Annotated in this window: 20 protein-coding genes; 19 read left to right on the top strand and 1 reads right to left on the bottom strand. The window is 71.8% G+C overall.

Annotation, left to right across the window (positions count from 1 at the left end):
* Positions 1–12: 12 nt before the first annotated feature.
* Positions 13–498: a prevent-host-death family protein gene (locus tag ACFYR3_RS03935; protein WP_355858936.1), complete on the top strand. Its 486-nt coding sequence runs from the start codon at positions 13–15 to the stop codon at positions 496–498.
* Positions 495–845 (top strand): hypothetical protein, encoded by a 351-nt coding sequence (locus ACFYR3_RS03930; protein WP_355858933.1) that lies wholly within the window; start codon positions 495–497, stop codon positions 843–845. The genes ACFYR3_RS03935 and ACFYR3_RS03930 overlap by 4 nt, the downstream gene beginning before the upstream one ends.
* A gap of 135 nt (positions 846–980) precedes the next feature.
* On the opposite strand, the gene ACFYR3_RS03925 is transcribed toward ACFYR3_RS03930, so the two are convergent.
* Positions 981–2,198: a pyridoxal phosphate-dependent aminotransferase gene (locus tag ACFYR3_RS03925; RefSeq protein ID WP_389281368.1), complete on the bottom strand. Its 1,218-nt coding sequence runs from the start codon at positions 2,196–2,198 to the stop codon at positions 981–983.
* Positions 2,199–3,065: 867 nt separating this feature from the next.
* Between ACFYR3_RS03925 and ACFYR3_RS03920 the strand changes: the two genes are divergently transcribed.
* The 17 genes from ACFYR3_RS03920 (at position 3,066) to ACFYR3_RS03840 (ending at position 22,928) form a co-directional block, all read left to right on the top strand.
* The gene (locus ACFYR3_RS03920; protein WP_355856011.1) at positions 3,066–3,596 is read left to right on the top strand and encodes a DUF2617 family protein; all 531 of its coding nucleotides are present in this window, start codon (positions 3,066–3,068) and stop codon (positions 3,594–3,596) included.
* A gap of 232 nt (positions 3,597–3,828) precedes the next feature.
* Positions 3,829–5,511 (top strand): polyamine aminopropyltransferase, encoded by a 1,683-nt coding sequence (locus ACFYR3_RS03915; RefSeq protein WP_355856013.1) that lies wholly within the window; start codon positions 3,829–3,831, stop codon positions 5,509–5,511.
* Between the two features lie 67 nt (positions 5,512–5,578).
* Entirely contained in the window at positions 5,579–6,766 is a 1,188-nt protein-coding gene (locus ACFYR3_RS03910) for a carbon monoxide dehydrogenase (protein ID WP_389281365.1), read from the top strand.
* 56 nt (positions 6,767–6,822) lie between these two features.
* On the top strand, positions 6,823–7,617 hold the full coding sequence (locus tag ACFYR3_RS03905; protein WP_389281363.1) for an aldose 1-epimerase: 795 nt from the start codon (positions 6,823–6,825) through the stop codon (positions 7,615–7,617).
* A gap of 10 nt (positions 7,618–7,627) precedes the next feature.
* Positions 7,628–8,176 carry an orotate phosphoribosyltransferase gene (gene pyrE / locus ACFYR3_RS03900; protein ID WP_328554371.1) on the top strand — a complete coding sequence of 183 codons (549 nt, stop codon included), beginning with the start codon at positions 7,628–7,630 and terminating at the stop codon, positions 8,174–8,176.
* Positions 8,177–8,361: 185 nt separating this feature from the next.
* The gene (gene fbaA / locus ACFYR3_RS03895) at positions 8,362–9,384 is read left to right on the top strand and encodes a class II fructose-bisphosphate aldolase (protein WP_355856022.1); all 1,023 of its coding nucleotides are present in this window, start codon (positions 8,362–8,364) and stop codon (positions 9,382–9,384) included.
* Positions 9,385–9,512: 128 nt separating this feature from the next.
* Entirely contained in the window at positions 9,513–11,114 is a 1,602-nt protein-coding gene (locus ACFYR3_RS03890; RefSeq protein ID WP_389281361.1) for an MFS transporter, read from the top strand.
* A 305-nt stretch (positions 11,115–11,419) separates the two neighbouring features.
* The gene (locus ACFYR3_RS03885) at positions 11,420–11,836 is read left to right on the top strand and encodes a DUF3151 domain-containing protein (protein ID WP_355856028.1); all 417 of its coding nucleotides are present in this window, start codon (positions 11,420–11,422) and stop codon (positions 11,834–11,836) included.
* A 163-nt stretch (positions 11,837–11,999) separates the two neighbouring features.
* Positions 12,000–12,845, top strand: coding sequence for a tryptophan 2,3-dioxygenase family protein (locus ACFYR3_RS03880; RefSeq protein ID WP_355856031.1), 846 nt, complete (start codon positions 12,000–12,002; stop codon positions 12,843–12,845).
* Positions 12,838–14,052, top strand: a complete 1,215-nt coding sequence (gene kynU / locus ACFYR3_RS03875; protein ID WP_355856034.1) for a kynureninase — start codon at positions 12,838–12,840, stop codon at positions 14,050–14,052. The genes ACFYR3_RS03880 and kynU overlap by 8 nt, the downstream gene beginning before the upstream one ends.
* A 232-nt stretch (positions 14,053–14,284) precedes the next feature.
* Entirely contained in the window at positions 14,285–15,454 is a 1,170-nt protein-coding gene (locus ACFYR3_RS03870; protein ID WP_389281358.1) for an alpha/beta hydrolase family protein, read from the top strand.
* Positions 15,455–16,007: 553 nt separating this feature from the next.
* Positions 16,008–16,934, top strand: a complete 927-nt coding sequence (locus tag ACFYR3_RS03865; protein ID WP_355856105.1) for an alpha/beta hydrolase — start codon at positions 16,008–16,010, stop codon at positions 16,932–16,934.
* On the top strand, positions 16,927–18,150 hold the full coding sequence (locus ACFYR3_RS03860) for an acyltransferase (protein WP_389281356.1): 1,224 nt from the start codon (positions 16,927–16,929) through the stop codon (positions 18,148–18,150). Before ACFYR3_RS03865 ends, ACFYR3_RS03860 begins: the two co-directional genes overlap by 8 nt.
* Positions 18,151–18,511: 361 nt before the next feature.
* On the top strand, positions 18,512–19,900 hold the full coding sequence (locus ACFYR3_RS03855; RefSeq protein WP_355856111.1) for a sensor histidine kinase: 1,389 nt from the start codon (positions 18,512–18,514) through the stop codon (positions 19,898–19,900).
* Positions 19,897–20,577, top strand: coding sequence for a response regulator (locus tag ACFYR3_RS03850; RefSeq protein ID WP_389281354.1), 681 nt, complete (start codon positions 19,897–19,899; stop codon positions 20,575–20,577). Before ACFYR3_RS03855 ends, ACFYR3_RS03850 begins: the two co-directional genes overlap by 4 nt.
* Before the next feature lie 321 nt (positions 20,578–20,898).
* Positions 20,899–22,248, top strand: coding sequence for a histidine kinase (locus ACFYR3_RS03845; RefSeq protein ID WP_355856043.1), 1,350 nt, complete (start codon positions 20,899–20,901; stop codon positions 22,246–22,248).
* Positions 22,245–22,928, top strand: a complete 684-nt coding sequence (locus tag ACFYR3_RS03840) for a response regulator transcription factor (RefSeq protein ID WP_355856046.1) — start codon at positions 22,245–22,247, stop codon at positions 22,926–22,928. The genes ACFYR3_RS03845 and ACFYR3_RS03840 overlap by 4 nt, the downstream gene beginning before the upstream one ends.
* Positions 22,929–23,041: the final 113 nt, after the last annotated feature.

The raw sequence follows: 23,041 nt of genomic DNA, 5'->3' as shown, positions 1-23,041 counted from the left end.
TACAGTCTGAGTATGAGCATCGCGCCCTTGGCATTCGAATCGGAGTCTGTCTCGTTCACCGATCTGTCGCGGAACCCGAAGGCTGTCGCTGCCAGGGCCGCCGCCCTGGGATGCCTGCGTGTCACGCACCGAGACGCGCCCGACATGGTGTTGACCACGGCCATATACGCAGAGCGCGCCGAGGAAAACCTGACCACGGCGTCCCGGCTGTTCCTTGCACTGTTGAAGCAGGATGACGGTGCCAAGTCGCTTTTGCTCGCGCTGCCCGAGGTGTTCCCGTGGGTGCGCCACCTGGACGCTGAGGAAGTCCGGGAATTCACTGTCGAGCTTCTGGAGGCGCTGTCCGACGCCGCTGAGCTGGGCGCCAGGGAGGCTGTGCACCGGGCGATCGTCTCGTGGCGGGCAACCGCCCGCATCAACGCCGACCCTGACCAGCTCAGGGAAGCGCTCCGTCCGCTTGGTGGCGTCGACCTCGGCCCGGTCGAGGTGCACGAATGAGCCCGAAGAAAGGCGATCGGGTCAGCGTCCCTCCGCTGAGCGGCTGGAACGTCATCCACGGGACGACGGAGGCCGCGACCGGTTGGGAGGAGCTGTGCCGGGTGGCGTTGCCGAACGCGCATCGTTGCCTGGAAGCCCTTCGCGCAGACCCGCTATCGCGGGCCAACTGGAACCGCCAGCACCAGCTCCGGGGCAGACACGCCACCAGGGAATGGAAGGGCTCTGAGCTGGAGCAGTGGGAGTACGAAATCACCAGCGGCGGCAGGGTTCGCTACCTGGTCAGCCCGGACACCTCGACTGTGATCCTTGTGTACGCCTCCCCGCGACACCCGAAGGACACCGAATAGCCTCCGGCGCCTCGCCGTGCAGAAGGCAAAGCGAACCGGAGCGCGGGTCGTGATGGGCTCTTGCGGTGCAGCTGGCGGGCCGACCGGAGCCGGAGGATGGCCGTGCCAAGGACGACCGGCCCCATGGAGCGGGGGTCAGTGCGCGAATGCCTTGCGGAGCCGTTCTGCCGCGTCCATCAGCACCTCGGTGCGTTTGCAGAACGCGAACCGGACGTAGGGGGCGCCCGCCTCTTTGTGGTCGTAGAAGACCGCGTTGGGGATGGCGACGACGCCCGCGCGCTCCGGGAGGGAGCGGCAGAAGGCGACGCCGTCGCTCTCGCCGAGTGGGCGGATGTCGGTGGTGACGAAGTACGTGCCGGCCGGCCGGAAGACCCCGAATCCCGCGTCGGCGAGGCCCGCGCTCAGCAGGTTCCGCTTGGCCAGCATGTCCTCACGGAAGGCTGTGAAGTAGGCGTCGGGCAGCCGCAGGGCCTCGGCGACGGCGTACTGGAAGGGGCCGGAGGCGACATAGGTCAGGAACTGCTTCGCGGAGCGGACGGCGGTGACGAGTTGTGCGGTACCCGTCACCCAGCCCACCTTCCAGCCGGTGAACGAGAACGTCTTGCCCGCGCTGCCGATGGTGACCGTCCGCTCGCGCATCCCCGGCAGGCCGGCCAGTGGTACGTGCTCGGCGTCGTCGAAGACGAGGTGTTCGTAGACCTCGTCCGTCACCACGAGCAGATCCCGCTCGACGGCGATCCGCGCGATCGCCGTCAGCTCCGCGCGGGTGAGGACGGTACCGGTCGGATTGTGCGGGGTGTTGATCAGCAGCAGCCGGGTCCGCTCGGTGACCGCGTCGCGCAGTTCGTCGAGGTCGAGCCGGAAGCGCCGGTGGGCGACCCCGTCGTGGGTGCCCTCTTCGGGGCGCAGCGTCACGGGCACGCGTGTCCCGCCCGCCATGGCGATGGAGGCCGCGTACGAGTCGTAGTACGGCTCCAGGGCGATCACCTCGTCGCCGGGCTCCAGGAGCGCGAGCAGGGCGGCGGCGATGGCCTCGGTGGCGCCCGCCGTCACCAGGACCTCGATGTCGGGGTCGTACGACAGTCCGTAGTGGCGTTTTTGATGCGCGGCGATCGCGGTGCGCAGCTCGGGGACGCCCGGACCCGGCGGGTACTGGTTGCCGCGCCCGTCCCGCAGCGCGCGGACGGCCGCCTCCCGGATCTCCTCGGGGCCGTCCGTGTCCGGGAAGCCCTGTCCGAGGTTGATCGAGCCGGTGCTCATCGCGAGGGCGGACATCTCGGCGAAGATCGTCGTCCCGAACTCGGCGAGCCGGCGGTTCAGAAAGGGGCGCGCGCTGGAGGTCATGCCGGTCATCCTGCTCCGAAGCCCGGGAGTTCCTCAACCGACGTCCACGGACGGACGCTCCTCGTTTTTCGATGCTCAGGAGTTCCTCAACTCTGCTTTGGGCCGCGGAGCGTGAGGGCATCCCCCAGTCACGCAGGACCGGAATCGAGAAGCACGGCCCACGGGGGGCTGCTTCCGGGGGAACGGAAGGAGGGTGACGCCATGGTCATCGGCATCATCCTGGCGGTCGTTGTGCTCGTTGTCGTCATGAGGGCCGTCGTCGGGGCCAGGAAGGGATGGCGCCGCTCCAGGAACAGCGGTGGCGGTGCCGGAAGCTGGTGGGTCGGCGGGGCGGGCGGCGCCTCCTCGTGCGGTTCGTCCGGCGACTCGTCGGGCGGGCACCACGGGGGGCATGGGGGTCACTCCTGCGGGGGTCACTCGTCGTGCGGAGGCTCGTCCTGCGGAGGCGGGTCCTCCTGCGGCGGGGGCGGATGCGGCGGAGGCAGCTGACACGGGGCAGCTGAGCTCCCTGCGGAAACGCATCCGGCGCACGGACGTGCCCGTCGGCCGACGACTGCCGACGGGCACGTCCGTGCGCCGGGCGCACGCCATTGTTGAACAGTTGAGCTGTGGAGCCCTCGGGGGGATGGAAACCCCACGAAGTTGGGTAAAAACGCTGTGGCGGCACCACAGTTCATGATTCCCTCTAAACCACCAAAGCAGCCCTGGTAAATCACCAAGCAGCCCTGGGCCGACAGGCCTCGGAAGTCCATCGGATGGTCCTATCGGACGCGTCCTTCGGATGCCCTTCCGGCCGGGCTGACCGGGCCGTTCCCCCGGTGTTGACCGGGTGCGCCGGAACCCCACCTCACCTTTGCGTGCTAGCGGAGCCGATCCATGCTCACGACCCTGAAAACCTCGTACACCGACACGCGCGCGGCCGATCTCGCCTGGACCCTGGGCCGCGAACCGCTGCCGGCCCTCGCCACCCTCGACCTCGAACTTGCCGGGGCGAAACTCCAGTTGAGGCTGCTCGGCGCATCCCACCAGGTACTCCTGGAGGAGGAGCGGGGCAGCTGTTCGGAGACCGTCGCGTGCATCGCCGGCAGCAGCACACCCCTGCCGCTCGGCGTCGCGAAGCGGTTCGACGACTGGGAGTACGAGTTCGCGGCCCGCGTCGAGATCCTGTCCCCCGGCTCCTTCGCCGGCCGCGCCCAGGAGTTGCTGGCCCTGGTCTCCGACCACCCCCAGGGTCTCGCCGGCGTCTTCCCCGGCAGCCCGCACGCGTTCACCGCGATGCTCGCCCAGCGCCACGAGGGCCAGGTCCATTGGCGTACGTGGCACGCGTACCCGCAGGACGGCCAGTTGGTCGCGACGCGTACGCGGGTCGGCGTACGGACGGACGCCTTCAGCCCGTCCGGCGTCTGAAGTCCTTCACGTCCCCCTTCTCCCTCCCCCTTCTCCCTTCCCCCTTCTCGTGTCCCGTGTCCGACGTCGTGAGGGAGGCGTACGTGCGGCGGGGCGCGGTAGTTGCGGACGCGGGGTTCGCGCGCTGTGTGCCGGGAAGATGCCCAGGTCAACTCTGTGCACCAGGAAGAGCAATAGTTTCCACACGTGTGGGTGACGAGACGTAGTGGTGGCGTGACGTAGCGTTCACGACGTGATCGAACCGCACGCGCCAGCTCCCCCCGGCGTGCCGCGGCCCTGGGGCGTCCAGGGCCAGGCGCGGCTGCCCGTCCGTCCGGGCATCGGCCGGTTCCTCGTCCTGGCGGGAGTGTTCGTCTGTGCGGCGTGCGGACTCGTGTACGAACTCGAACTCGTCGCCCTCGCCTCGTACTTGATCGGCGACTCGGTCACCCAGACATCCGTCGTGCTCTCCGTCATGGTCTTCGCCATGGGCGTCGGCTCCCTCGCCGCTAAGCGGCTGCGGCCGTGCGCCGCGGCCGGTTTCGGCGCCGTCGAGGCGGCGCTCGCCCTGGTCGGCGGATCCAGCGCGATGGCCCTGTACGCGGTGTTCGCCTGGACCGGCGCATGGGGCGGCCTGTGGGCCGACGGGCCCCGCTGTCTGCTGGTGGCCTTCTCGCTCACCATCGGCCTGCTCATCGGCGCCGAGGTCCCCCTCCTCATGGAGCTGATACAACGCATCCGCCGCCAGGACCCCGGCGGCGCGGTCGCGGACCTGTTCGCGGCGGACTACGTGGGCGCCCTCGTCGGAGGCCTCGCCTTCCCGTTCCTGCTGCTGCCCCTGCTCGGCCAACTGACGGGCGCGCTGCTGACCGGAGGGGTGAATGCGGTCGCCGGCGGAGCCCTCGTACTCGGCCTGTTCCGAAGGGACTTGACCCGACGCGCGCGCTGGACCCTGGTCGTCGCCAACCTCGTCGTCCTCGGCCTCCTCGCCTCGGCCGCGGTACTGGTCGGCGACTTCGAACGGGCCGCACGGCACGCGCTGTACGGGGCGGACGTGCGTGTCGCGCTCCGCACCGGTGTCCAGGAGGCCGTCCTCACCGGCGGCACCCGCGGCCGTCCGCTCCACCTCTTCCTCGACGGCCGTCTGCGGTTCAGCGGCCGCGACGAGCACCGCTACCACGAGGCGCTCGTCCACCCCGCGATGAACGGTCCGCACGCCCGCGTGCTCATCCTCGGCGGCGGTGACGGACTCGCCGCCCGCGAGGTGCTGCGCCACTCCGGGGTGCGCCTTATCGACATCGTCGAACCCGATGCGGACGTCGTCCGGCTGGCACGCCAGGACGCCGCGCTCTCCGCCCTCAACCACCATGTGTACGACGACCCGCGGGTGCACGAGGTGACGGCGGACGCCTTCAGCCGGCTGCGCGACGCCCGGCTGCGCGGCGCCCGGTCGACGTACGACGTCGTCATCTCGGACCTGCCCGATCCGGGCATGACCGCGAGCACCAAGCTGTACTCGCAGGAGTTCTACGGCCTCGCGCGCCGCGTGCTCGCCCCCGGCGGGCGCCTTGTGGTCCACGCGGGCCCGCTGGCCGACCGGCACCGGGCCTTCTGGACCGTCGACGCGACGATCCGCGCCGCCGGGCTGTTCACGAGGCCCTACCGTGTCGGCGGCCGGGACTCCGGCTTCGCGGCAGGTCGCGACCGCATCGCCGGCGGCTCCGCGGGTGCTGCGGGCGCTGTGGGCTCGGCGGGCGACTGGGGTTTCATCCTGGCTTCCCTTACACCCGCACCCCTGCGGTTGGACTCCTCCTGCCCGCGGCTGCGCACCCTCACCCAGGCGGCCCTGACGGCGGACGCACGCGCCGCCTCCCGAAGCCGCTTCCTCCGCCCCCTGCCGCCCTCCACGCTGGTGCATCCGCGGTACACCGATTGAGGCCCGGGCGCGGGAATCCCGGGATACGCGGGTGCGGTCCGGGTGGTGCTGGGTAGGCTCGGCTGACATGGAGCATGAGGTGTTCGTTCCGTTTCCGGCCGGGCGGCTGAGGGAGGCGCTGGCCGATCCCGTCCGGGTCGCCCGAGCGATCCCGGGTCTCCAGCAGGACGCGTCGGCCGTCTTCGAGAGCGCGGCGGACGCGGGCTCGCCGCCCGTCTCCGGGACCGAGCCGCCCGTCTCCGGGACGGGACAGGGCGCCGCGGAGATGTCCTCCCAGGCTCGGCGCGAGCGGGACGCGGGGGCCGCGCGCGTCGCCGGGCGCCTGAAGGTCCGCGTCGCCGGTCACACAATCACTTATCGCGGCGCGTTCCGTGTCACCGCCCAGGACGACGGCTCGTACGCCGTCGAGGGCGACGCCACGGAGGTACGCGGCGGAGGCGCCGTGAAACTGGCGCTGACCCTGCGGCTCCGCCCCGCCGACGGCGGTACCACCCTCGCGTTCGGCGGTACGGCCTCCGGCGACGGCCGCGTGGCCGAACTCCCGCACGACGCGGTGTCCTCGGCGGGACAGCGCCTGCTGACCCGCTTCGGAGAAACCCTGACAGCGGACCTCACGACAAGGGCCGACTCCGTGTCCGGAGCCGAGTCCGGACACGGAGCCGAGACCCAACCCGAGGCGGAACCCGAAGCGGCGTCCGAGGCCGAACCCGAGCATGCAACTGGAGCTGAGTCGGGGGTCGGAGCCGAAACCGCGACCGGGAGCGGGACCGGGAGCGGGACCGGGAGCGAAACCGCGACTGGGACCGGGACCGGGAGCGAATCCGGAACGGGAACCGAGGCCGAGGCCGAGGCCGAAGACGGAACGGGACCCGAAGCCGAAGCCGAACCCGAAGTCGGCGCCGGTGCTGATTCCGGTGCCGGAGCCGACGCGTCCTCTCTCTATGAGGCGGACGTGCCGCCCTCTTCGCCCGAACCGCTGGCCGAGGACGACGAGTTCGACCGCGAGGACTTCGGGGCGGAGGCCGGGGAGCCGGGGCGTGCGGACCCCATGGCCGAGGCGGCGCATGCGCGGCGGACGATGATCGGGCGCAGCGCGGAGGAAGTGGACCACGCTCCTCCGAGGGGCCGCTACGCCCCCGTCCCGCCCCCGGAGGCCACCGCCGCCCGCGACACCCTCCGCTGGGCGGCCCCGGCCGCGGCCCTGGCGCTGGCCTCGGCGATCGTCGTGACCCGGGCGCTGCGCAAGCGCCGTTGAGGGAGCGGTGAGGGCGGGAAACCACAGGGCCCTCCCGCCCCAGTAGGGTCGACCCCGTGAGTAACGAAGACATCACGCTGACCGCGGGTGACGCGGAGGTGACCGTGGCGCCGGGGAACGGCGGACGGGTGGGGAGTCTGCGGGTCGGCGGCGTCGAACTGCTGCGGCAGGGCGCGAAGTTCGGGTGCTTCCCGATGGTCCCGTGGTGCGGGCGGATCCGCGACGGCCGGTTCCTCGACGGCGCCGCCGTCCGCCAGATGCCGCTCAACTCCCCGCCGCACGCCATCCATGGCACCGCCCGCGACGGCGTCTGGACCACGGCCCGCGTCACCACGGACGAGGCCGTGATCACGTACGCCCTGGTGGACCCCTGGCCGCATCCCGCCCGCGTCACCCAGGCCTTCTCCCTCACCGAGGACGCCCTGACGATCACCATGGCCGTGGAGACGTACGGGGACTCGTTCCCGGCCCAGATCGGCTGGCACCCCTGGTTCAACAGGAACCTCGGGGACGGCGGCGAGGACGTCCTCGTCGACTTCCGGCCCGGCTGGCAGGAGGAGCGGGGCGACGACCATCTGCCCACCGGCCGCCGCGTCGACCCGAAGCCCGGCCCCTGGGACGACTGTTTCGGCATGCCGGACGGCGTCGACGTCACGCTCACCTGGCCGGGGCGGCTGGAGCTGAAGGTCGGCAGCCGTGAGCAGTGGGTCGTCGTGTACGACGAGCAGGAGGCGGCCGTGTGCGTGGAGCCGCAGACCGGTCCGCCGAACGGGCTCAACACCTACCCCCGCCTGGTCACACCCATCGAGCCCCTCGAAGCCACCACGACCTGGAGCTGGCGGCGGCTCTAAGCTGGCGTCCATGAGTGACGTACGCGGCGCGCTGCTGCAGCAGATCAAGGACAAGGCCGTGGTGCACGGCAAGGTGACCCTCTCCTCGGGTCTTGAGGCCGACTATTACGTGGACCTGCGCCGGATCACGCTGGACGGCGAGGCCGCCCCGCTCGTCGGACAGGTCCTCCTCGACCTCACCGCCGACCTGGACTTCGACGCGGTCGGCGGGCTGACCATGGGCGCCGACCCGGTCGCCGGGGCCATGCTGCACGCCGCCGCCGCGAGCGGGCGCAGGCTCGACGCCTTCGTCGTGCGCAAGGCCGCCAAGGCGCACGGCCTGCAGCGCCGGGTCGAGGGTCCCGAGATCAAGGGCCGGCGCGTTCTCGTGGTCGAGGACACCTCGACGACGGGCGGCTCCCCGCTGGAGGCCGTCCAGGCCGTCCGGGAGGCCGGAGCCGAGGTCGTCGGCGTCGCCACGATCGTCGACCGCGCGACCGGTGCCGCCGAGAAGATCGAGGCCGGCGCCGGTGTTCCGTACCTCTTCGCCTACTCCAAGGGCGAGTTGGGGCTCGACTGACGAAGCTCCCGCGGGGCCCCGCCGACGGCCGGGTCCCGCATGTCGGATGGGGGTCTGGAGCATCCGGCGATGTCTGGAAAGATGGGGCCGACGATGACGTCGCCCCCCTAGGTCAGGGCCATAAGCACCAGTCCCGTCGTACGGCAGCAGCAGTACGCAGACCCGCACATACAAGGAGCGGACAGATGCCCATCGCAACCCCCGAGGTCTACAACGAGATGCTCGACCGGGCGAAGGCAGGCAAGTTCGCCTACCCGGCCATCAACGTGACCTCGTCCCAGACCCTGCACGCTGCGCTGCGCGGCTTCGCGGAGGCCGAGAGCGACGGCATCATCCAGATCTCCACCGGTGGTGCGGAGTTCCTGGGCGGTCAGCACAAGAAGGACATGGTGACGGGCGCCGTCGCGCTCGCCGAGTTCGCGCACATCGTCGCCGCGAAGTACGACATCACGGTCGCGCTGCACACGGACCACTGTCCCAAGGACAAGCTGGACGGCTACGTACGTCCGCTGCTCGACATCTCCGCCGAGCGCGTCGCCCGCGGTGAGAACCCGCTGTTCCAGTCCCACATGTGGGACGGTTCCGCCGAGACCCTCGCCGACAACCTGGCCATCGGCCAGGAGCTGCTCGCCAAGGCCGTCGCCGCGAAGATCATCCTCGAGGTCGAGATCACTCCGACCGGTGGCGAGGAGGACGGCGTCAGCCACGAGATCAACGACGAGCTGTACACGACCGTCGACGACGCCCTGCGCACCGCCGAGGCCCTCGGCCTGGGCGACAAGGGCCGCTACCTGCTCGCCGCGTCGTTCGGCAACGTGCACGGTGTGTACAAGCCGGGCAACGTCGTCCTGCGCCCCGAGCTCCTCAAGGACCTCCAGGAGGGTGTCGCCGCCAAGTACGGCAAGGCGAGCCCGTTCGACTTCGTCTTCCACGGCGGCTCCGGCTCCACCGCCGAGGAGATCGCGACGGCGCTGGAGAACGGCGTCGTGAAGATGAACCTCGACACCGACACCCAGTACGCATTCACCCGTCCGGTCGTGGACCACATGTTCCGCAACTACGACGGTGTGCTGAAGGTCGACGGCGAGGTCGGCACCAAGTCGAAGTACGACCCGCGCACCTGGGGCAAGCTCGCCGAGGCCGGCATGGCCCAGCGTGTGACCGAGGCCTGCGCCGCCCTGCGCTCCACGGGCACCCGCCTCAAGTAGTCGCCCGGTGGTCCGCCGGTAGGCCTCTGGTAGTCCTTCGGAGGTCCTCGGGTGGTCCTCCGGTACCCGTACCTCCGGAAGGGTCCGGCACCCGCCATGGTGCCGGGCCCTTCCGTATGCTCCGAGGTATGGCTGTGCCTGCGAGGGACGCATCGGACGTGTCGGACGGCAGACCCGCGGTACGGATCGCCTCCCCGACGGGGAAGTGGATCCTGCTGACCACCGTCCTCGGCTCCAGCATGGCCCTGCTGGACTCGACGGTCGTCAATGTGGCTCTGCCGACCATCGGCCGTGACCTGGACGCGAGCCTCGCCGCCCTCCAGTGGACCGTGAACGGCTACATGCTGTCGCTTGCCGGACTGATCCTGCTGGGCGGCTCGCTCGGGGACCGTTTCGGTCGCCGGAAGGTCTTCGTCATCGGCGTGGTGTGGTTCGCCGCCGCCTCGCTGCTGTGCGGGCTCGCGCCGAACGTGGATGTGCTCATCGCCGCCCGTGTCCTGCAGGGCGTCGGCGGTGCGCTGCTCACCCCCGGCTCGCTGGCGATCATCCAGGCCTCCTTCCACCCGGACGACCGGGCCCGTGCCATCGGCCTGTGGTCGGGGTTCGGGGGTGTCGGGGCGGCCGTCGGACCGTTCCTGGGCGGCTGGCTGGTGGACGGGCCCGGCTGGCGCTGGGTCTTCCTGCTGAACATCCCCGTGGCGCTGGTGTGCGCCCCGATCGCCCTGCTGCACGTTCCGGAGTCGGCCGGCGGCACCTCCCGCGCGACCGGAGCCGAGAGCGGGGGAGACACGCCCCACCGCGGCTTCGACGTCCTCGGCGCCGTCCTCGGCGCGCTCTCCCTCGCCCTGGTGACGTACGCCCTGATCGAGGCCACGAGCGGTTCCCCGCTCGTGTGGGTGGCGGCGGGCGGAGGCGTGGCGGCGGGGGTGGCCTTCGTGTACGTCGAGAAGCGGCGGCCCGATCCGATGATGCCGCTGGACATCTTCGCCTCGCGCCAGTTCACGGCCGTCAACCTGGTGACCCTGTGCGTCTACGCGGCCTTCGGCGGCTTCTTCTTCCTGACCGCGCTCCAGCTCCAGGTCGTGGCGGGCTACTCGGCGCTCCAGGCCGGTACGGCCCTGCTGCCGACCACGGTCTTGATGCTGCTCTTCTCCGCCCGCTCCGGCGAGATCTCCCAGCGCATCGGCCCGCGCATCCCGCTGACCGTCGGACCGCTGCTGTGCGCGGCGGGCATGCTGCTGATGCTGCGGGTCGGCGAGAACGCGTCGTACGTGGCCGACGTACTGCCCGCGCTGCTGGTGATGGGCCTCGGCATGGTGACCCTGGTCGCGCCGCTGACCGCCACCGTCCTGGCCTCCGTGGACGTCGGGCGGGCGGGCCTGGCCAGCGGGATCAACAACGCGGCGGCCCGGGTGGCCGGGCTCCTCGCCGTGGCCGCGCTGCCGCTGCTCACCGGGATGGGAGAGGAGGCGTACCGCTCGGCGGACGCCTTCGACGCCGCCTTCCGCCGGGCGATGCCGCTGTGCGCCGGTGTGTTGGTGGTCGGCGCGGTGCTGGCCTTCACGACCGTACGCCGCCCGCCGCCCGGCTGCCTCCGCCCCGAGTGCCACAGGCACGGCTCGCTGACTGCACCCCCGCTGGAACCGGAGCGGTCCCGTGGCGTCCTCGGCGCCCCGGGCGCCCCCGGCTCCCCCGGTGCCAGGCCTTCCGACGCTGGTCCGGCTTCGTGATCGTGCTGGCGGTGTCGATCCGGCAGGCGAAGTGCAGAGGTCGGCGGGGAGGAGGTTCCAGAGGCGCCGACGGCGGTGTCGTCCTCCGGTCCGCGGGCGGTCGTCGCGAGCGGCGTGGTGGCGGCGAGGGCGCCCAGGGCGCCGACCCGGCGGACCCGGGCAGCAGTCGGCGTACACATGATCGATCCCCCGCCGGCGTGAACACGTTCGACAGGTACTGATCGAGTGTGGCCGCGGAACGGAACGTTCCCTGAGCGCCGTGGGCAACCGTCAGCGATCACGGACAATGCAGCAGACTGGAACCCATGACGATTCACGAGAACCTCCTCGGGGGACCGCCCCCGACCCATCTCCCCGACGACCCGGAGCCGCGCGAGCTCCTCGCGAACGGCGCGGCCCCCGCCGATGTCGCCGCCAAGTACCCCACCTCCTCGCTCGCCTGGGCGCAGCTCGCCGACGACGCGTTCGAGCGGGGCAGTGTCGTCGAGTCGTACGCCTACGCCCGTACCGGCTACCACCGCGGCCTGGACGCCCTGCGCCGCAGCGGCTGGAAGGGCCACGGACCGGTGCCCTGGGAGCACGAGCCGAACCGCGGCTTCCTGCGCGCCCTGCACGCCCTCGCCCGCGCCGCGCAGGTGATCGGCGAGCAAGAGGAGTACGAGCGCTGCAGCCAGTTCCTGAAGGACTCCTCGCCGACGGCGGCCCAGACGCTGGGCGAGTAGGGGCCGCCCCTGCGGGGGCTCTGATGCGGGTCCGCCTGGTGTGACCAGGCGGACCTTGCGGTTTCGGGGGACGATTGTGGAGGATGCCCGGTGGGGACCGGGGCCCCCGTGTCGGTAACGGCAGGGGCGGACCGCTACCCGGAGCACAACGCAGGAGACAGCGATGTCCCACCAGGCTCAGCCCACGCAGGCTCAGGAGCCCGAGACTCCGCATCTCGACTTCCAGGGCACGACGCCGTACGAGGACTACGTACAGGCGGACGTGCTCACCCACCTCCAGCACACCCTCTCCGACGACCCCGGAGAGATGGTCTTCCTGGTGACGACCCAGGTCATGGAGCTGTGGTTCACGGTCATCGTCCACGAGTGGGAGACGGCGGCCAAGGCGCTGCGCGCCGACGACGTCCCCGTCGCGGTGGCCGCGCTGAAGCGGTCCGTACGGCAGCTGGAGGCGCTCAACGCGTCCTGGCGTCCGCTCGGACAGCTCACCCCCGCGCAGTTCAACTCCTACCGCTCGGCCCTCGGCGAGGGTTCCGGCTTCCAGTCGGCGATGTACCGGCGCATGGAGTTCCTGCTCGGCGAGAAGTCCGCTTCCATGCTCGTCCCGCACCGGGGCGCGTCGCGGGTGTACGCCGAGCTGGAGAAGGCGCTGCACGAGCCGAGCCTGTACGACGAGGTGCTGCGGCTGCTCGCGCGCCGCGGGCACGCGATCCCGGCCGCCGTGCTGGAGCGTGACGTGTCGCGGCGCTACGAGCCCGTGCCCGAGGTCGAGGCCGCGTGGACGGCCCTGTACGCCGGTGACGACACCGACGAGCTCGCGCGTCTCGGCGAGGCGCTGACGGATGTCGCCGAGCTGGTGTGGCGCTGGCGCAACGACCATCTCGTCGCCACCCGGCGGGCGATGGGCTCGAAGACCGGCACGGGCGGCTCCGCCGGCGTGGCCTGGCTGGAGAAGCGCGCGCAGAAGAACGTGTTCCCCGAGCTGTGGACGGCGAGGTCCTATGTCTGAGCGAGTGTCTGAGCGAGCCCCTGAGTCCGCGCTGGGCGCGCGGGCGGCGGAACTGGACGCGGCGGACGAACTCGCCGGACTGCGCGAGCAGTTCGTACTCGACGACGTGGTGTACCTGGACGGGAACTCGCTCGGCGCGCTGTCGGCCGGAGTCCCCGGCCGGGTCGAGGACGTCGTCCGCAGGCAGTGGGGCGAACTCCGCATCCGCTCCTGGGAGGAGAGCGGGTGGTGGACCGCGCCCGAGCGGATCGGCGACCTGATCGCCCCGCTGGTCGGCGCGGCGGCCGGACAGATCGTGGTCGGCGACTCGACCAGCGTGAACGTCTTCAAGGCGCTGGTGGGCGCGGTACGGCTGGCGGGCGAGGGGCGCGACGAGATCCTCGTCGACGCGACGACGTTCCCGACGGACGGGTACATCGCGGCGTCGGCGGCCCGTATGACGGGCTGCGAGCTGCGCCCGGTCGATCCGGACGAGGTGCCCTCGGCGCTCGGCTCCCGCACGGCGGCGGTGCTGCTCAACCACGTCGACTACCGCACGGGCCGGCGCTTCGACCTCCCGTCCCTGACCTCCGCGATCCGTGCGGCGGGTGCCGTATCGGTGTGGGACCTGTGCCATTCCGCGGGCGCCCTGCCGGTCGGTCTTGACGAGCACGGGGTGGACCTGGCGGTCGGCTGCACCTACAAGTATCTGAACGGCGGCCCGGGTTCGCCCGCGTACCTCTACGTCCGCGCCGACCTCCAGGACCGCTTCGACTCCCCGCTCCCGGGCTGGAACTCGCACGCGGACCCCTTCGGCATGAGCCCGTCGTACGCACCCGCGCCGGGCGCGCTGCGCGGGCGGGTCGGCACGCCGGACATCCTGTCCATGCTGGCGCTGGAAGCGGCGCTGGAGGTGTGGGAGGGCGTGTCGATCGAGAGCGTCCGCGCCAAGTCGCTCGCCCTGACGGACTTCTTCCTGGAATGCGTCTCCGCGTACGTCCCCGAGGGGCGCGTCGAGTCCGTGACTCCCTCCGCCCACGCGGAACGGGGCAGCCAGGTGGCCCTGCGCTGCGCGGACGCGGGCGCCGTGATGAAGCGCCTGATCGACAACGGCGTCGTAGGCGACTTCCGTCACCCGGACATCCTCCGCTTCGGCTTCACCCCCCTGTACGTGGGCTTCGCGGACACGGAGAGGGCGGCACGGGTCCTGGCGGAGACCTTGAACTGACCGGGGGCCGATCCGGCCGATTCAGCCCCTCCGGCGCTTGAGGAGCGGGTCCGGGGCGGAGCCTCAGGGACGACGGGGGTCCCCCCGGTCGAGCGAAGTCGAGACTTTGGGGGAGGGCAGGGGCGGAGGGCGAAATCCCTCTGGCCCCGCCCGGTACCGTCGGGTGTCTGGCGGCGCCCGGTACCGTCGGGTGTCGTCCGCCAAATCCGTTTCACCGCTGAGAGGTCGGAGCATGCAGGACGACGCCGCATCCCGGGACGGCGACGACGCCGCGGCGCAGCACCGCGCGGACGCACAACGCGACGGTGCGCGGCACGACGGTGCACCTCGGGACGGTGCACCTCGGGACGGTGCACCTCGGGACGGTGCACCTCGGGACGGTGCCGCCGAGCGCGAGGCCGTCGCGCGCGACGCCGCCGAAGAGGCGTCCGCCTTCTCGCACCCGGCCGTGGACCCCGACGTCACCATGGCGTACGGCGACCACCCCGACCAGGTGATCGACTTCTACGCCCCGCGTGAGCCGGACCCGGAGATCCCCACCCCTCTGGTGGTCGTACTGCACGGTGGCGCCTGGCGTGCCCCGTACGACCGCCGCCACATCACCCCGTTCGCCGACTTCCTGACCCGCCGCGGATTCGCCGTGGCGAACGTCGAGTACCGCCGCGGCGAGGCGACGTCACCGGCTCCGGGCGCGCTCGCGATCCCCGCACAGGGCGGCCCCGCCGTCTCCGGACCGGACGGCGTGGCTTCTTCCGGGGCCGACGGATCCGGCGACCGAGGCGATGGCGGAGCCCGGGGAGGCAGCGGCACCGCCACCGGCACCGCCACCAGCACTCCGGTCGCCGGCCGGTGGCCGGACACCTTCGACGACGTGGCGGCCGCGCTCGACGCGCTGCCCGCGCTCGTACGCGAGGCACTTCCGCAGGCCGACCCCCGGCGCATCGTGATCACCGGCCACTCGGCGGGCGGTCACCTGGCCCTGTGGGCCGCGGCCCGGCATCTCCTGCCCGCCGACGCGCCCTGGCACACCGACCGTCCCGCGTCACTGCGCGGAGTCGTCGCCCTCGCCCCGATCGCGGACTTCCAGGTCGCGGAGAAGCTCGCTGTCTGCGGTGGAGCGTCCCGCCAATTCCTGGGCGGGGAAGCCACGTTCGCGGAACGCCTGCCGTACGCCGACCCGGTGCGGCTGCTCCCCACCGGCATCGCCACCACGCTCGTCCAGGGCCGTACCGACATCGTCGTACCGCAGGCGGTCGCCGAGTCGTACGCGGACGCGGCCGCCAAGGCCGGCGAGGTGGTCGGCCTGACCCTTCTGGATGACGTAGGCCACTTCCCCCTGATCGACCCGGCCGCCGACGCCTGTGCCGTGGTGGCGGAGGAGATCGCCCAACTGGCCTGGTAGCCGGTCAGCTCACTCGATATTCGGGAGCATCCAAGTCCCTTGAAAATCTGGTGAGTTGGCCTCCTCTCGGCCCCTCTTGATCTCCTCTCCCGAACCCCGGTCATACCCGTAGTACCTGAGAGCTACCTCTCGGATGGGGTCCGCAGCGGGACGCGGACGACAGGTGACGATCCGTAATTTCCCTTCCAGCGACGCCCGATGAACGGGCGGACGGGGAGGGACGGACACCATGGATTTCCGTGCGAAGCCGATCGCCAGAGGGAGAGCGGACGTCCCCGCGGCCCCGCCACGGGACAGCCCGAGCGCGCCACCCGCGGCAACCGAAGTCCCGTGCCTCCGTGCCGAGGGTCCGCGCCTTCGTGCCGAGGGTCCGCGCCCTCGTGCCGAGGGTCCGTGTCTTGGTGTCGAGGCTCCGTGTCCTCGTGCCGAGGGTCCGTGTCTTGGTGTCGAGGCTCCGTGTCCTCGTGCCGAGGGTCCGTGTCTTGGTGTCGAGGCTCCGCGCCCTCGCGCCGAAGCCCCGCGCCTCCGTGCTGGAGGCGGGGTCGCCCGTCGGCTGCGCCGGACGCTGCTCGCCGCGCTCGTCACGGCCGCGGTCGTCGTCCCCCTGTCCGCAGCCGCCCGCCCGGAGATCCCCGCGCCGGCACCCGCGGTCCTCGCACCGCTGACGGCGTCGACCCTGGAGAAGGCGTACGAGGCGAACCGGGCCGACGCCGCGGAGGCGGCCCGGATGGCCGCGGACCACGGCGACCGCACCAGGGCCGCCGCCGACCGCGCCATGGCCGCCCCCTCCCGCCGTTTCCTCTCCTTCGACGGCAGGGGACCCGGCCGGGCCGTCGAGGTCTTCGGCGACCTCGCACACGCCGACCGCGTGGCCGTCCTGGTCCCGGGTTCGGACACCACGCTGGAGACGTACGGCCGATTCCGCGCCGGCGCCGTCGCCCTGCGGGACCGACTCGGCCCGCGCGGGGCCGTCCTCGCCTGGCTCGGCTACGAGACGCCGGGCACCGTGAGCACAACGGTCCTGACGACGGACCGAGCGGAGCAGGCGGCCCACCTCCTGCGGGCGTTCCTGAGCCAACTGCGCGGCGTCGTCGGCCGGTCGGCGCACCTGTCCCTGCTGTGCCACTCGTACGGCACGGTGGTCTGCGGCCGCGCGGCCCCGGGCCTGGACGTGAGCGACATCGTCGTCATCGGCAGCCCGGGCACCGGAGCGCCCTCCGCCGCCGCGATGCGCACCTCGGCCCGCGTCTGGGCCGCCCGCGGCTCCGCCGACTGGATCGCGCACGTCCCGCACGCGAGCGTCGGCCTCTTCGGTACGACCGTCGGCTTCGGCCCCGACCCGGTGTCCCCGTCCTTCGGCGCCCAGGTCTTCCGGGCGGGCGCCGGCGGCCACAGCGACTACTTCGCACCGGGCTCGGTGTCCCTGGCCAACCTCGCCCGCATCGTCCTCGGCGACACCTCGGAGGTGACCCGTGCGTGACCTGACCGGCACGACCGCGCTGACCGGCGTACGGACCGCGATCCACCGCATCGACCGCGCCACCCCCGTCGAGCGGGACCGCGCCGTCGACGCCCTGCGCGCCCTCGCCACCCTGGGCGTCGTCCTGGGCCACTGGCTGGTGACCGCGCTGGTCGCGGACGGCGGCGCGCTGCACACGGCGAGTCCGTTGCAGCACATGCCCTGGCTGACCCCGATCTCCTGGGTCTTCCAGACGCTCGCCGTGTTCTTCCTGGTGGGCGGCCATGTGGCGACGAAGAGCTACGTGTCGGCACAGGCGCGCGGCACGACGTACGGTCAGTGGCTCCGCGCCCGGATGGGCCGCCTCCTGAGGCCGGTGGCGGCGGTACTGGCGCTCTGGGCGGTGGCGACGGCCTGTCTGCTCGCGTCCGGCGCGGACTTCGGCACCGTGCGCACGCTGGTGAAGCTGGCGCTGTCCCCGCTCTGGTTCCTGGTGGTCTTCGCCGGACTGACCGCGGCGACACCACTGCTGACCCGTCTCAACCCGCTGTGGCCGCTGGCCGTCGTCCTCCACGTGGACGTCATTCGTTTCGGCTTCGGCGGCCCGGCGTGGCTCGGCTGGGTGAACCTCGCGGCGGGCTGGCTGGTGCCGTACGCCCTGGGCGCCGCCTGGACACGCGGCGAGCTGGAGCGCCGGCGCGCCGGCTGGGTGCTGTTCGGCGGTGGCGCGGTGGCGACGGCGGTGCTGGTGACGTGGGCCGGTTACCCGGCGTCCATGGTCGGAATACCGGGGGCCGCCGTCTCCAACCTCAACCCGCCGACGCTGGCCGCGGTCACCTTCGGCCTGGCCCAGTGCGGACTCGCCCTGCTGCTGCGCGAGCCGCTGCGCCGGGGGATGCGGCGCCCCGCGGTCTGGGCGGGCACGGCCTTCGCCAACCTCTCCGCGATGACGATATTCCTCTGGCACCAGACGTCCCTGATGGCGGTGACCGCGCTCGGCCTTCTCGCGGGCCGGCTTCCTGGCCTGCACACCAGCCCCGACTCCCTGGCCTGGGTGGCCGCGAGGGTCGCCTGGCTGCCCGTCTTCGTCTGCGCCCTCGCCCTGTGCTGGTGCGCCTTCAACTCGCACGAACGGGGACCCCGTCGTCCCACCGGCCGCCCGTCCCGAGTCGTCCGCGTCCACCGGGTCCACCGCGGTTCCGGCCCGGCCACACCCGAGGCGGCGCCTCGTGCCTAGGGTTGACGGCGTGACCAGCGAGGAGCACCGGCCCCCGAACAGCGAGCCCGCCAAGCTCCCTGACGCCCCCTCACACCCGCCCGCGACCCCTGCCCATACCGGCGTGCCCGAGACCTCCGCCGCCGCCACCGTGTCCGAGACTTCCGCCGCCGCCGCCACCGTGTCCGAGACCTCCGCCGCCGCCACCGCAGCCGCACCCATCAGCGCACCCATCAGCGGTGACCCCACTACCGCACCCTTCCGGGGTGACACCACCTCCTTGCCCACCAGCCGTGGCCCGCGTTCCCCCAGAGGTACCCGCGTACAGGCACTGGCCCAGGCCCCTTTCCCGTTCCTGCGCGGGATCCTGGCCGAGCTCGCGGTGCCGGCGGCCGCGCCGCTGCCGCCGTTGTCCCGGCCCCGTTGGCTGCGTCGGCTGCCGCATGTCGTGGTGTGCCTGATCGCCCTCGGTCTCGGGCTGGCGGCCATGGACGAGCTGAGCGACGGCTATCGACTGGGATTCCCGCTGGGCACGGTGAGCGGCCTCGCGACGGGCGTGGCGATCGTGTTCGCGCTGTGGCGTCCCGTGCCGGCCTGGTGGCTGTCGCTCGGCGCCACTGTGGTCGCCGCCGCCGCTGCCCGCTCGGACATAGTGGCGGCCAGCCCGGGACCGGGCCCGGGACCGGACTGGCCATGGAGCACGTCCACGATGACGGCGCAGGCCTTCGTGCTCTTCCTGCTCGCCCTGCGGCTGCCCACGCGTGTCGCCGTCGGCGCGCTGTCCCTGACCTGTCTGGCCACTTATGTGCTGCAGGGCATGGCCGGCGAACCGTCGTACCCTCCGACGGGCATGCTCCCTGGACCGTCGTATCACCCGGGACCCTCGTACTACCCGACGGGAGCGCTCGCGGTCGTCGTCTTCGCCGCCGTCGTCCTTCTCGGCACGGCGCTGCGCGGTCGCCGCGAGGCCCGCACCCAACTGGTCGAGCAGGCGTCCCTGACCGAGGAGGAGCGTGCCCGCCGCACAGTCCTGGAGGAGCGCAGCCGTATCGCGCGCGAGCTCCATGACGTGGTTGCGCACCACATGTCGGTGATTTCCATTCAGGCACAGGTCGCCCCGCACCTGGTCGAGAACCCGACCGAGGAATTGAAGGAGAACCTGGAAGGCATCCGGCAGAACGCCCTGGAGGCCCTGACCGAGCTGCGCCGGGTGCTCGGAGTGCTGCGTTCGGAGAACCCGGAGGACCCGTACGGCCTCGGTGCGGGTGCGGGCGTGGCGCCGGACTCCCCGCAGCCCACGCTGGGCCGTCTCGACGCCCTGGTCGAGAACACCCGCGCCGCGGGACTGGACGTGACCACGGAGATCGCCGGGGAACAGCTTCCCCTGGCACCGGGCGTCGAGCTGTCGGCGTACCGGATCATCCAGGAGGCGCTGAGCAACGCCCTGCGCCATGCGCCGGGTTCCGCTGTGAAGGTGGAACTCTGGCACTTCCCGCGGGGCCTCCAGGTGAGAGTCGTCAACTCGAGGCCCGAGCGCCCCGCTCCGCCGTCCCCGGGCGCGGGACACGGACTGCTCGGCATGCGGGAGCGCGTCGCGATGCTGGGTGGCACCCTCGTGACCTCGGAGACGTCGTGCGGCGGGTTCGCGGTGGCGGCCTTCCTCCCCGGCAACGGCACCGCGCCCACCGACGGCGCCGCCCTGACCGACGACACCTTGACCGGCTTCCCAGACGACACCTTCACAGGCATCCCAGGAGAAGAGACGCCATGACGACCGTGAGCGGCACCATCCGCGTACTGATCGCCGACGACCAGCAGATGGTCCGGCAGGGATTCACCGTGCTGCTCAACACCCACCCGGGCATCGAGGTGGTCGGTCAGGCGGTCGACGGACTCGACGCGATCCTGAAGGTCGCCGAACTCGCCCCGGACGTCGTCCTGATGGACATCCGCATGCCCGAACTCGGCGGCATCGAGGCGACCCGCCGCATCACCACCGACACCCCGCACATCAAGGTTCTGGTGCTCACCACCTTCGACCTCGACGAGTACGTCTACGAAGCTCTCCGCGCCGGCGCCTCCAGCTTCCTCCTCAAGGACGCCTCGGCCGATCAACTCGCGGAGGCGGTCCGCGTGGTCGCGGCCGGCGACGCCCTCCTCGCTCCCGGCATCACCCGCCGCCTCATCGCCGAGTTCTCCCGCCTCGGTTCCACCCCGCGCGCCCCGCTCAAGCAACGCATCGGCGACCTCACCGAACGCGAAACCGAGGTCCTGGCCCACATCGCCCAGGGCCTCTCCAACGCCGAGATCGCCCAACGCCTGGTGGTGGCCGAGCAGACCGTGAAAACCCACGTCGGCCGCATCCTCGTCAAACTGGGCCTGCGCGACCGCACCCAAGCAGCGGTCTTCGCCTACGAATCAGGCCTGATCCGCCCCACGGGCTACTGACCCGCACGCCCGCACCCTGAAATGGCAGATGCCCGTCGCCTACGTCCGGATCGAACAGCGGCTCCCTCTTGAACCGACGTCTGATCCAGCGGCGCCGGACCGGGATGCACTGGCATGGCTCCATCCCGCACCGCACCCGTCCCGCAAATCACCCGGCCCTTGACCCGCAACGCACCCGGCCCAGACCCGCAACGAGCGCTGGGCGTCCAGGTCGTCGCCGAGTCCATACCCCGGCCCTACCCGTAGTACCTGAGACGGACCCTCAAGGACCCTCCTCGCAGGTGACGACCACACCCCCCACCCGGGCCTACCGTTTTGAACGTGACCGAGACGACCCAGACGCAGACGACACCCCAGCCCCCCGGAGGTGCCGGGGCCAAGCCCCGCAGCCCGGAGTACCGCCTCGCCGCGGACGCCGTGCGCGGCCTGCGGCAGGACATGTTCCACGACGCCTTCGCCTACCGTCCGCTCCCCCCGATGCGCACGGACGGCCCTCTCACCCGCCGCCTCCCCGGAGCCCTGCGCGCAAAGGCGGCCTGGATCCCGCACGGGACGGTGGCGGCCGCCGGCCTGGTGGCCATGGCCGCGGGCTACAGCGCCGGCGGCGGCACGCTCGCCCCCCTCCTGTGCGGGCTCCTGGCCCTGCTCCCGGTCCTGGCGACCCTGGTCCGCCCGGTCGGCGCCTTCTGGTTCTCGATGTCGGCGGCCCCGGTCGTCGCCGTGTTCGGCAGCGCCTGGAGCGACTGGCCGTGGGCGCCCGGCAGTTTCATAGCGCATGTCACGGTGCTCACGGTCGTGGCGCTGCGCTCACGCCCCCGCGTCGCGGCGTGGATGTGGCTGCTGACCGCGGCGTACAGTCTGCTCGCCGAGACCCTGTTCGGTGGTGGCTACTACAGCATCAACACCTCCCCGCTGCTCTTCCTCTCCGCGCTGGCCCTCCTGGTCGTCACCGTCCTGAACATACGCAGGGAGGCCGAGCAGGAGGTCACGGCCCACCAGTCGGAGACGGCACAGGAGCGTTCCAAGCGCACGCTGCTCGAAGAGCGCACGACGATCGCCCGCGAGCTGCACGATGTGGTCGCGCACCACATGTCGGTGGTCGCCATCCAGGCGGAGGCGGCGCCCTACCGGGTGGAGAATCCGCCCCCGGAGCTGGAGCAGGCCTTCGTGACGATCCGGGAGAACGCGGTGGCGGCGCTGACCGAACTGCGCCGTGTGCTGGGTGTGGTCAGGGCCGAGGACTACGAGGCCCCGGACGCACCGCAGCCCACTCTCGCCGATCTCGACGCGCTCCTCGCCAATGTGCGGGACGCGGGTCTGACCGTGGAGAAGGCGGTCACCGGTGCGGTGCGTGAACTTCCGCAGGGCGTCGAGCTGTCGGCGTACCGGATAGTCCAGGAGGCTCTGAGCAACACCCTGCGGCACGCGCCGGGCGCGTCGGCCCGCGTCGAGATCGGTTATGTCCTCGGCGGGCTCGGCCTGCGCATAGTCAACGGCCCCGCGCCGGTGACGATCCTGAAGAAGTCCACGCACGGCGCGGGGCACGGCATCACGGGTATGCGCGAGCGGGTCACGATGCTGGACGGTGAGATGACGACGGGCGTCATGGACGACGGAGGGTATGAGGTGGCGGTGTTCCTGCCGGTGCCGTCGGGGGAGGAGACCGGATGACGGGCGGCACGAGCCGCGCGATCCGCGTGCTGATCGCCGACGACCAGATGATGGTCCGCGAGGGCTTCTCCGTGCTGCTCGGCGCGATGCCGGACATCGAGGTGGTCGGCGAGGCGGTCAACGGCCGGGAGGCGGTCGACCGGGTCCGTGAACTGCAGCCGGACGTAGTGCTGATGGACATCCGCATGCCGGAGATGAACGGGATCGACGCGACCCGGGAGATCGTCGCCGCGGACGGCGCCGCGAAGGTGCTGGTGCTGACGACGTTCGATCTCGATGAGTACGTGTATCAGGCGCTGCGGGCAGGAGCGTCCGGCTTCCTGCTCAAGGATGCCTCGGCCCGCCAGCTCGCCGACGGGGTGCGGGTGGTGTCGGCCGGGGAGGCGCTGCTCGCCCCCTCGGTCACCAGGCGGCTGATCACGGAGTTCTCCAAGCTCGCGGACGTGCCCCGGCTGTCGGCGATGGCGCACGCGGCGTACGGGGATCTGACGGATCGGGAGACGGAGGTGCTGGTGCTGATCGCGCAGGGGCTGTCGAACGCGGAGATCGCAGCGCGGCTCGTCGTCGCGGAGTCGACGATCAAGACCCACGTGAGCCGCATCCTGGTGAAGCTGGGCCTGCGGGACCGGACACAGGCGGCGGTGTTCGCGTACGAGGCGCGCCTGGTCACACCCAGGTGACCGTGACATGGCGGGTCGCACTCAGGTGACCGTGGCACGGCGGGTTGCGCGGAGGGGCTGGTGGGAGTCGGCCGTACCGGCGTGATGGGGAGGGAGAGGCGGCGGCACGCTGT

The organism is Streptomyces sp. NPDC005784 (assembly GCF_042871525.1).
In the GTDB taxonomy this organism is placed as follows: domain Bacteria; phylum Actinomycetota; class Actinomycetes; order Streptomycetales; family Streptomycetaceae; genus Streptomyces.
This window is presented reverse-complemented; position numbering and strand designations above follow the sequence as displayed.

What these genes read in the sequence shown, in the direction of transcription:
- ACFYR3_RS03925 (WP_389281368.1), bottom strand. Translation starts at nt 2,198, where the DNA reads ATGACCGGCATGACCTCCAGCGCGCGCCCCTTTCTGAACCGCCGGCTC.
- ACFYR3_RS03910 (WP_389281365.1), top strand. Translation starts at nt 5,579, where the DNA reads ATGGAGCATGAGGTGTTCGTTCCGTTTCCGGCCGGGCGGCTGAGGGAG.
- ACFYR3_RS03870 (WP_389281358.1), top strand. Translation starts at nt 14,285, where the DNA reads ATGCAGGACGACGCCGCATCCCGGGACGGCGACGACGCCGCGGCGCAG.
- ACFYR3_RS03850 (WP_389281354.1), top strand. Translation starts at nt 19,897, where the DNA reads ATGACGACCGTGAGCGGCACCATCCGCGTACTGATCGCCGACGACCAG.
- kynU (WP_355856034.1), top strand. Translation starts at nt 12,838, where the DNA reads ATGTCTGAGCGAGTGTCTGAGCGAGCCCCTGAGTCCGCGCTGGGCGCG.
- ACFYR3_RS03920 (WP_355856011.1), top strand. Translation starts at nt 3,066, where the DNA reads ATGCTCACGACCCTGAAAACCTCGTACACCGACACGCGCGCGGCCGAT.
- ACFYR3_RS03885 (WP_355856028.1), top strand. Translation starts at nt 11,420, where the DNA reads ATGACGATTCACGAGAACCTCCTCGGGGGACCGCCCCCGACCCATCTC.
- ACFYR3_RS03880 (WP_355856031.1), top strand. Translation starts at nt 12,000, where the DNA reads ATGTCCCACCAGGCTCAGCCCACGCAGGCTCAGGAGCCCGAGACTCCG.
- fbaA (WP_355856022.1), top strand. Translation starts at nt 8,362, where the DNA reads ATGCCCATCGCAACCCCCGAGGTCTACAACGAGATGCTCGACCGGGCG.
- ACFYR3_RS03935 (WP_355858936.1), top strand. Translation starts at nt 13, where the DNA reads ATGAGCATCGCGCCCTTGGCATTCGAATCGGAGTCTGTCTCGTTCACC.
- ACFYR3_RS03930 (WP_355858933.1), top strand. Translation starts at nt 495, where the DNA reads ATGAGCCCGAAGAAAGGCGATCGGGTCAGCGTCCCTCCGCTGAGCGGC.
- ACFYR3_RS03840 (WP_355856046.1), top strand. Translation starts at nt 22,245, where the DNA reads ATGACGGGCGGCACGAGCCGCGCGATCCGCGTGCTGATCGCCGACGAC.
- pyrE (WP_328554371.1), top strand. Translation starts at nt 7,628, where the DNA reads ATGAGTGACGTACGCGGCGCGCTGCTGCAGCAGATCAAGGACAAGGCC.
- ACFYR3_RS03890 (WP_389281361.1), top strand. Translation starts at nt 9,513, where the DNA reads ATGGCTGTGCCTGCGAGGGACGCATCGGACGTGTCGGACGGCAGACCC.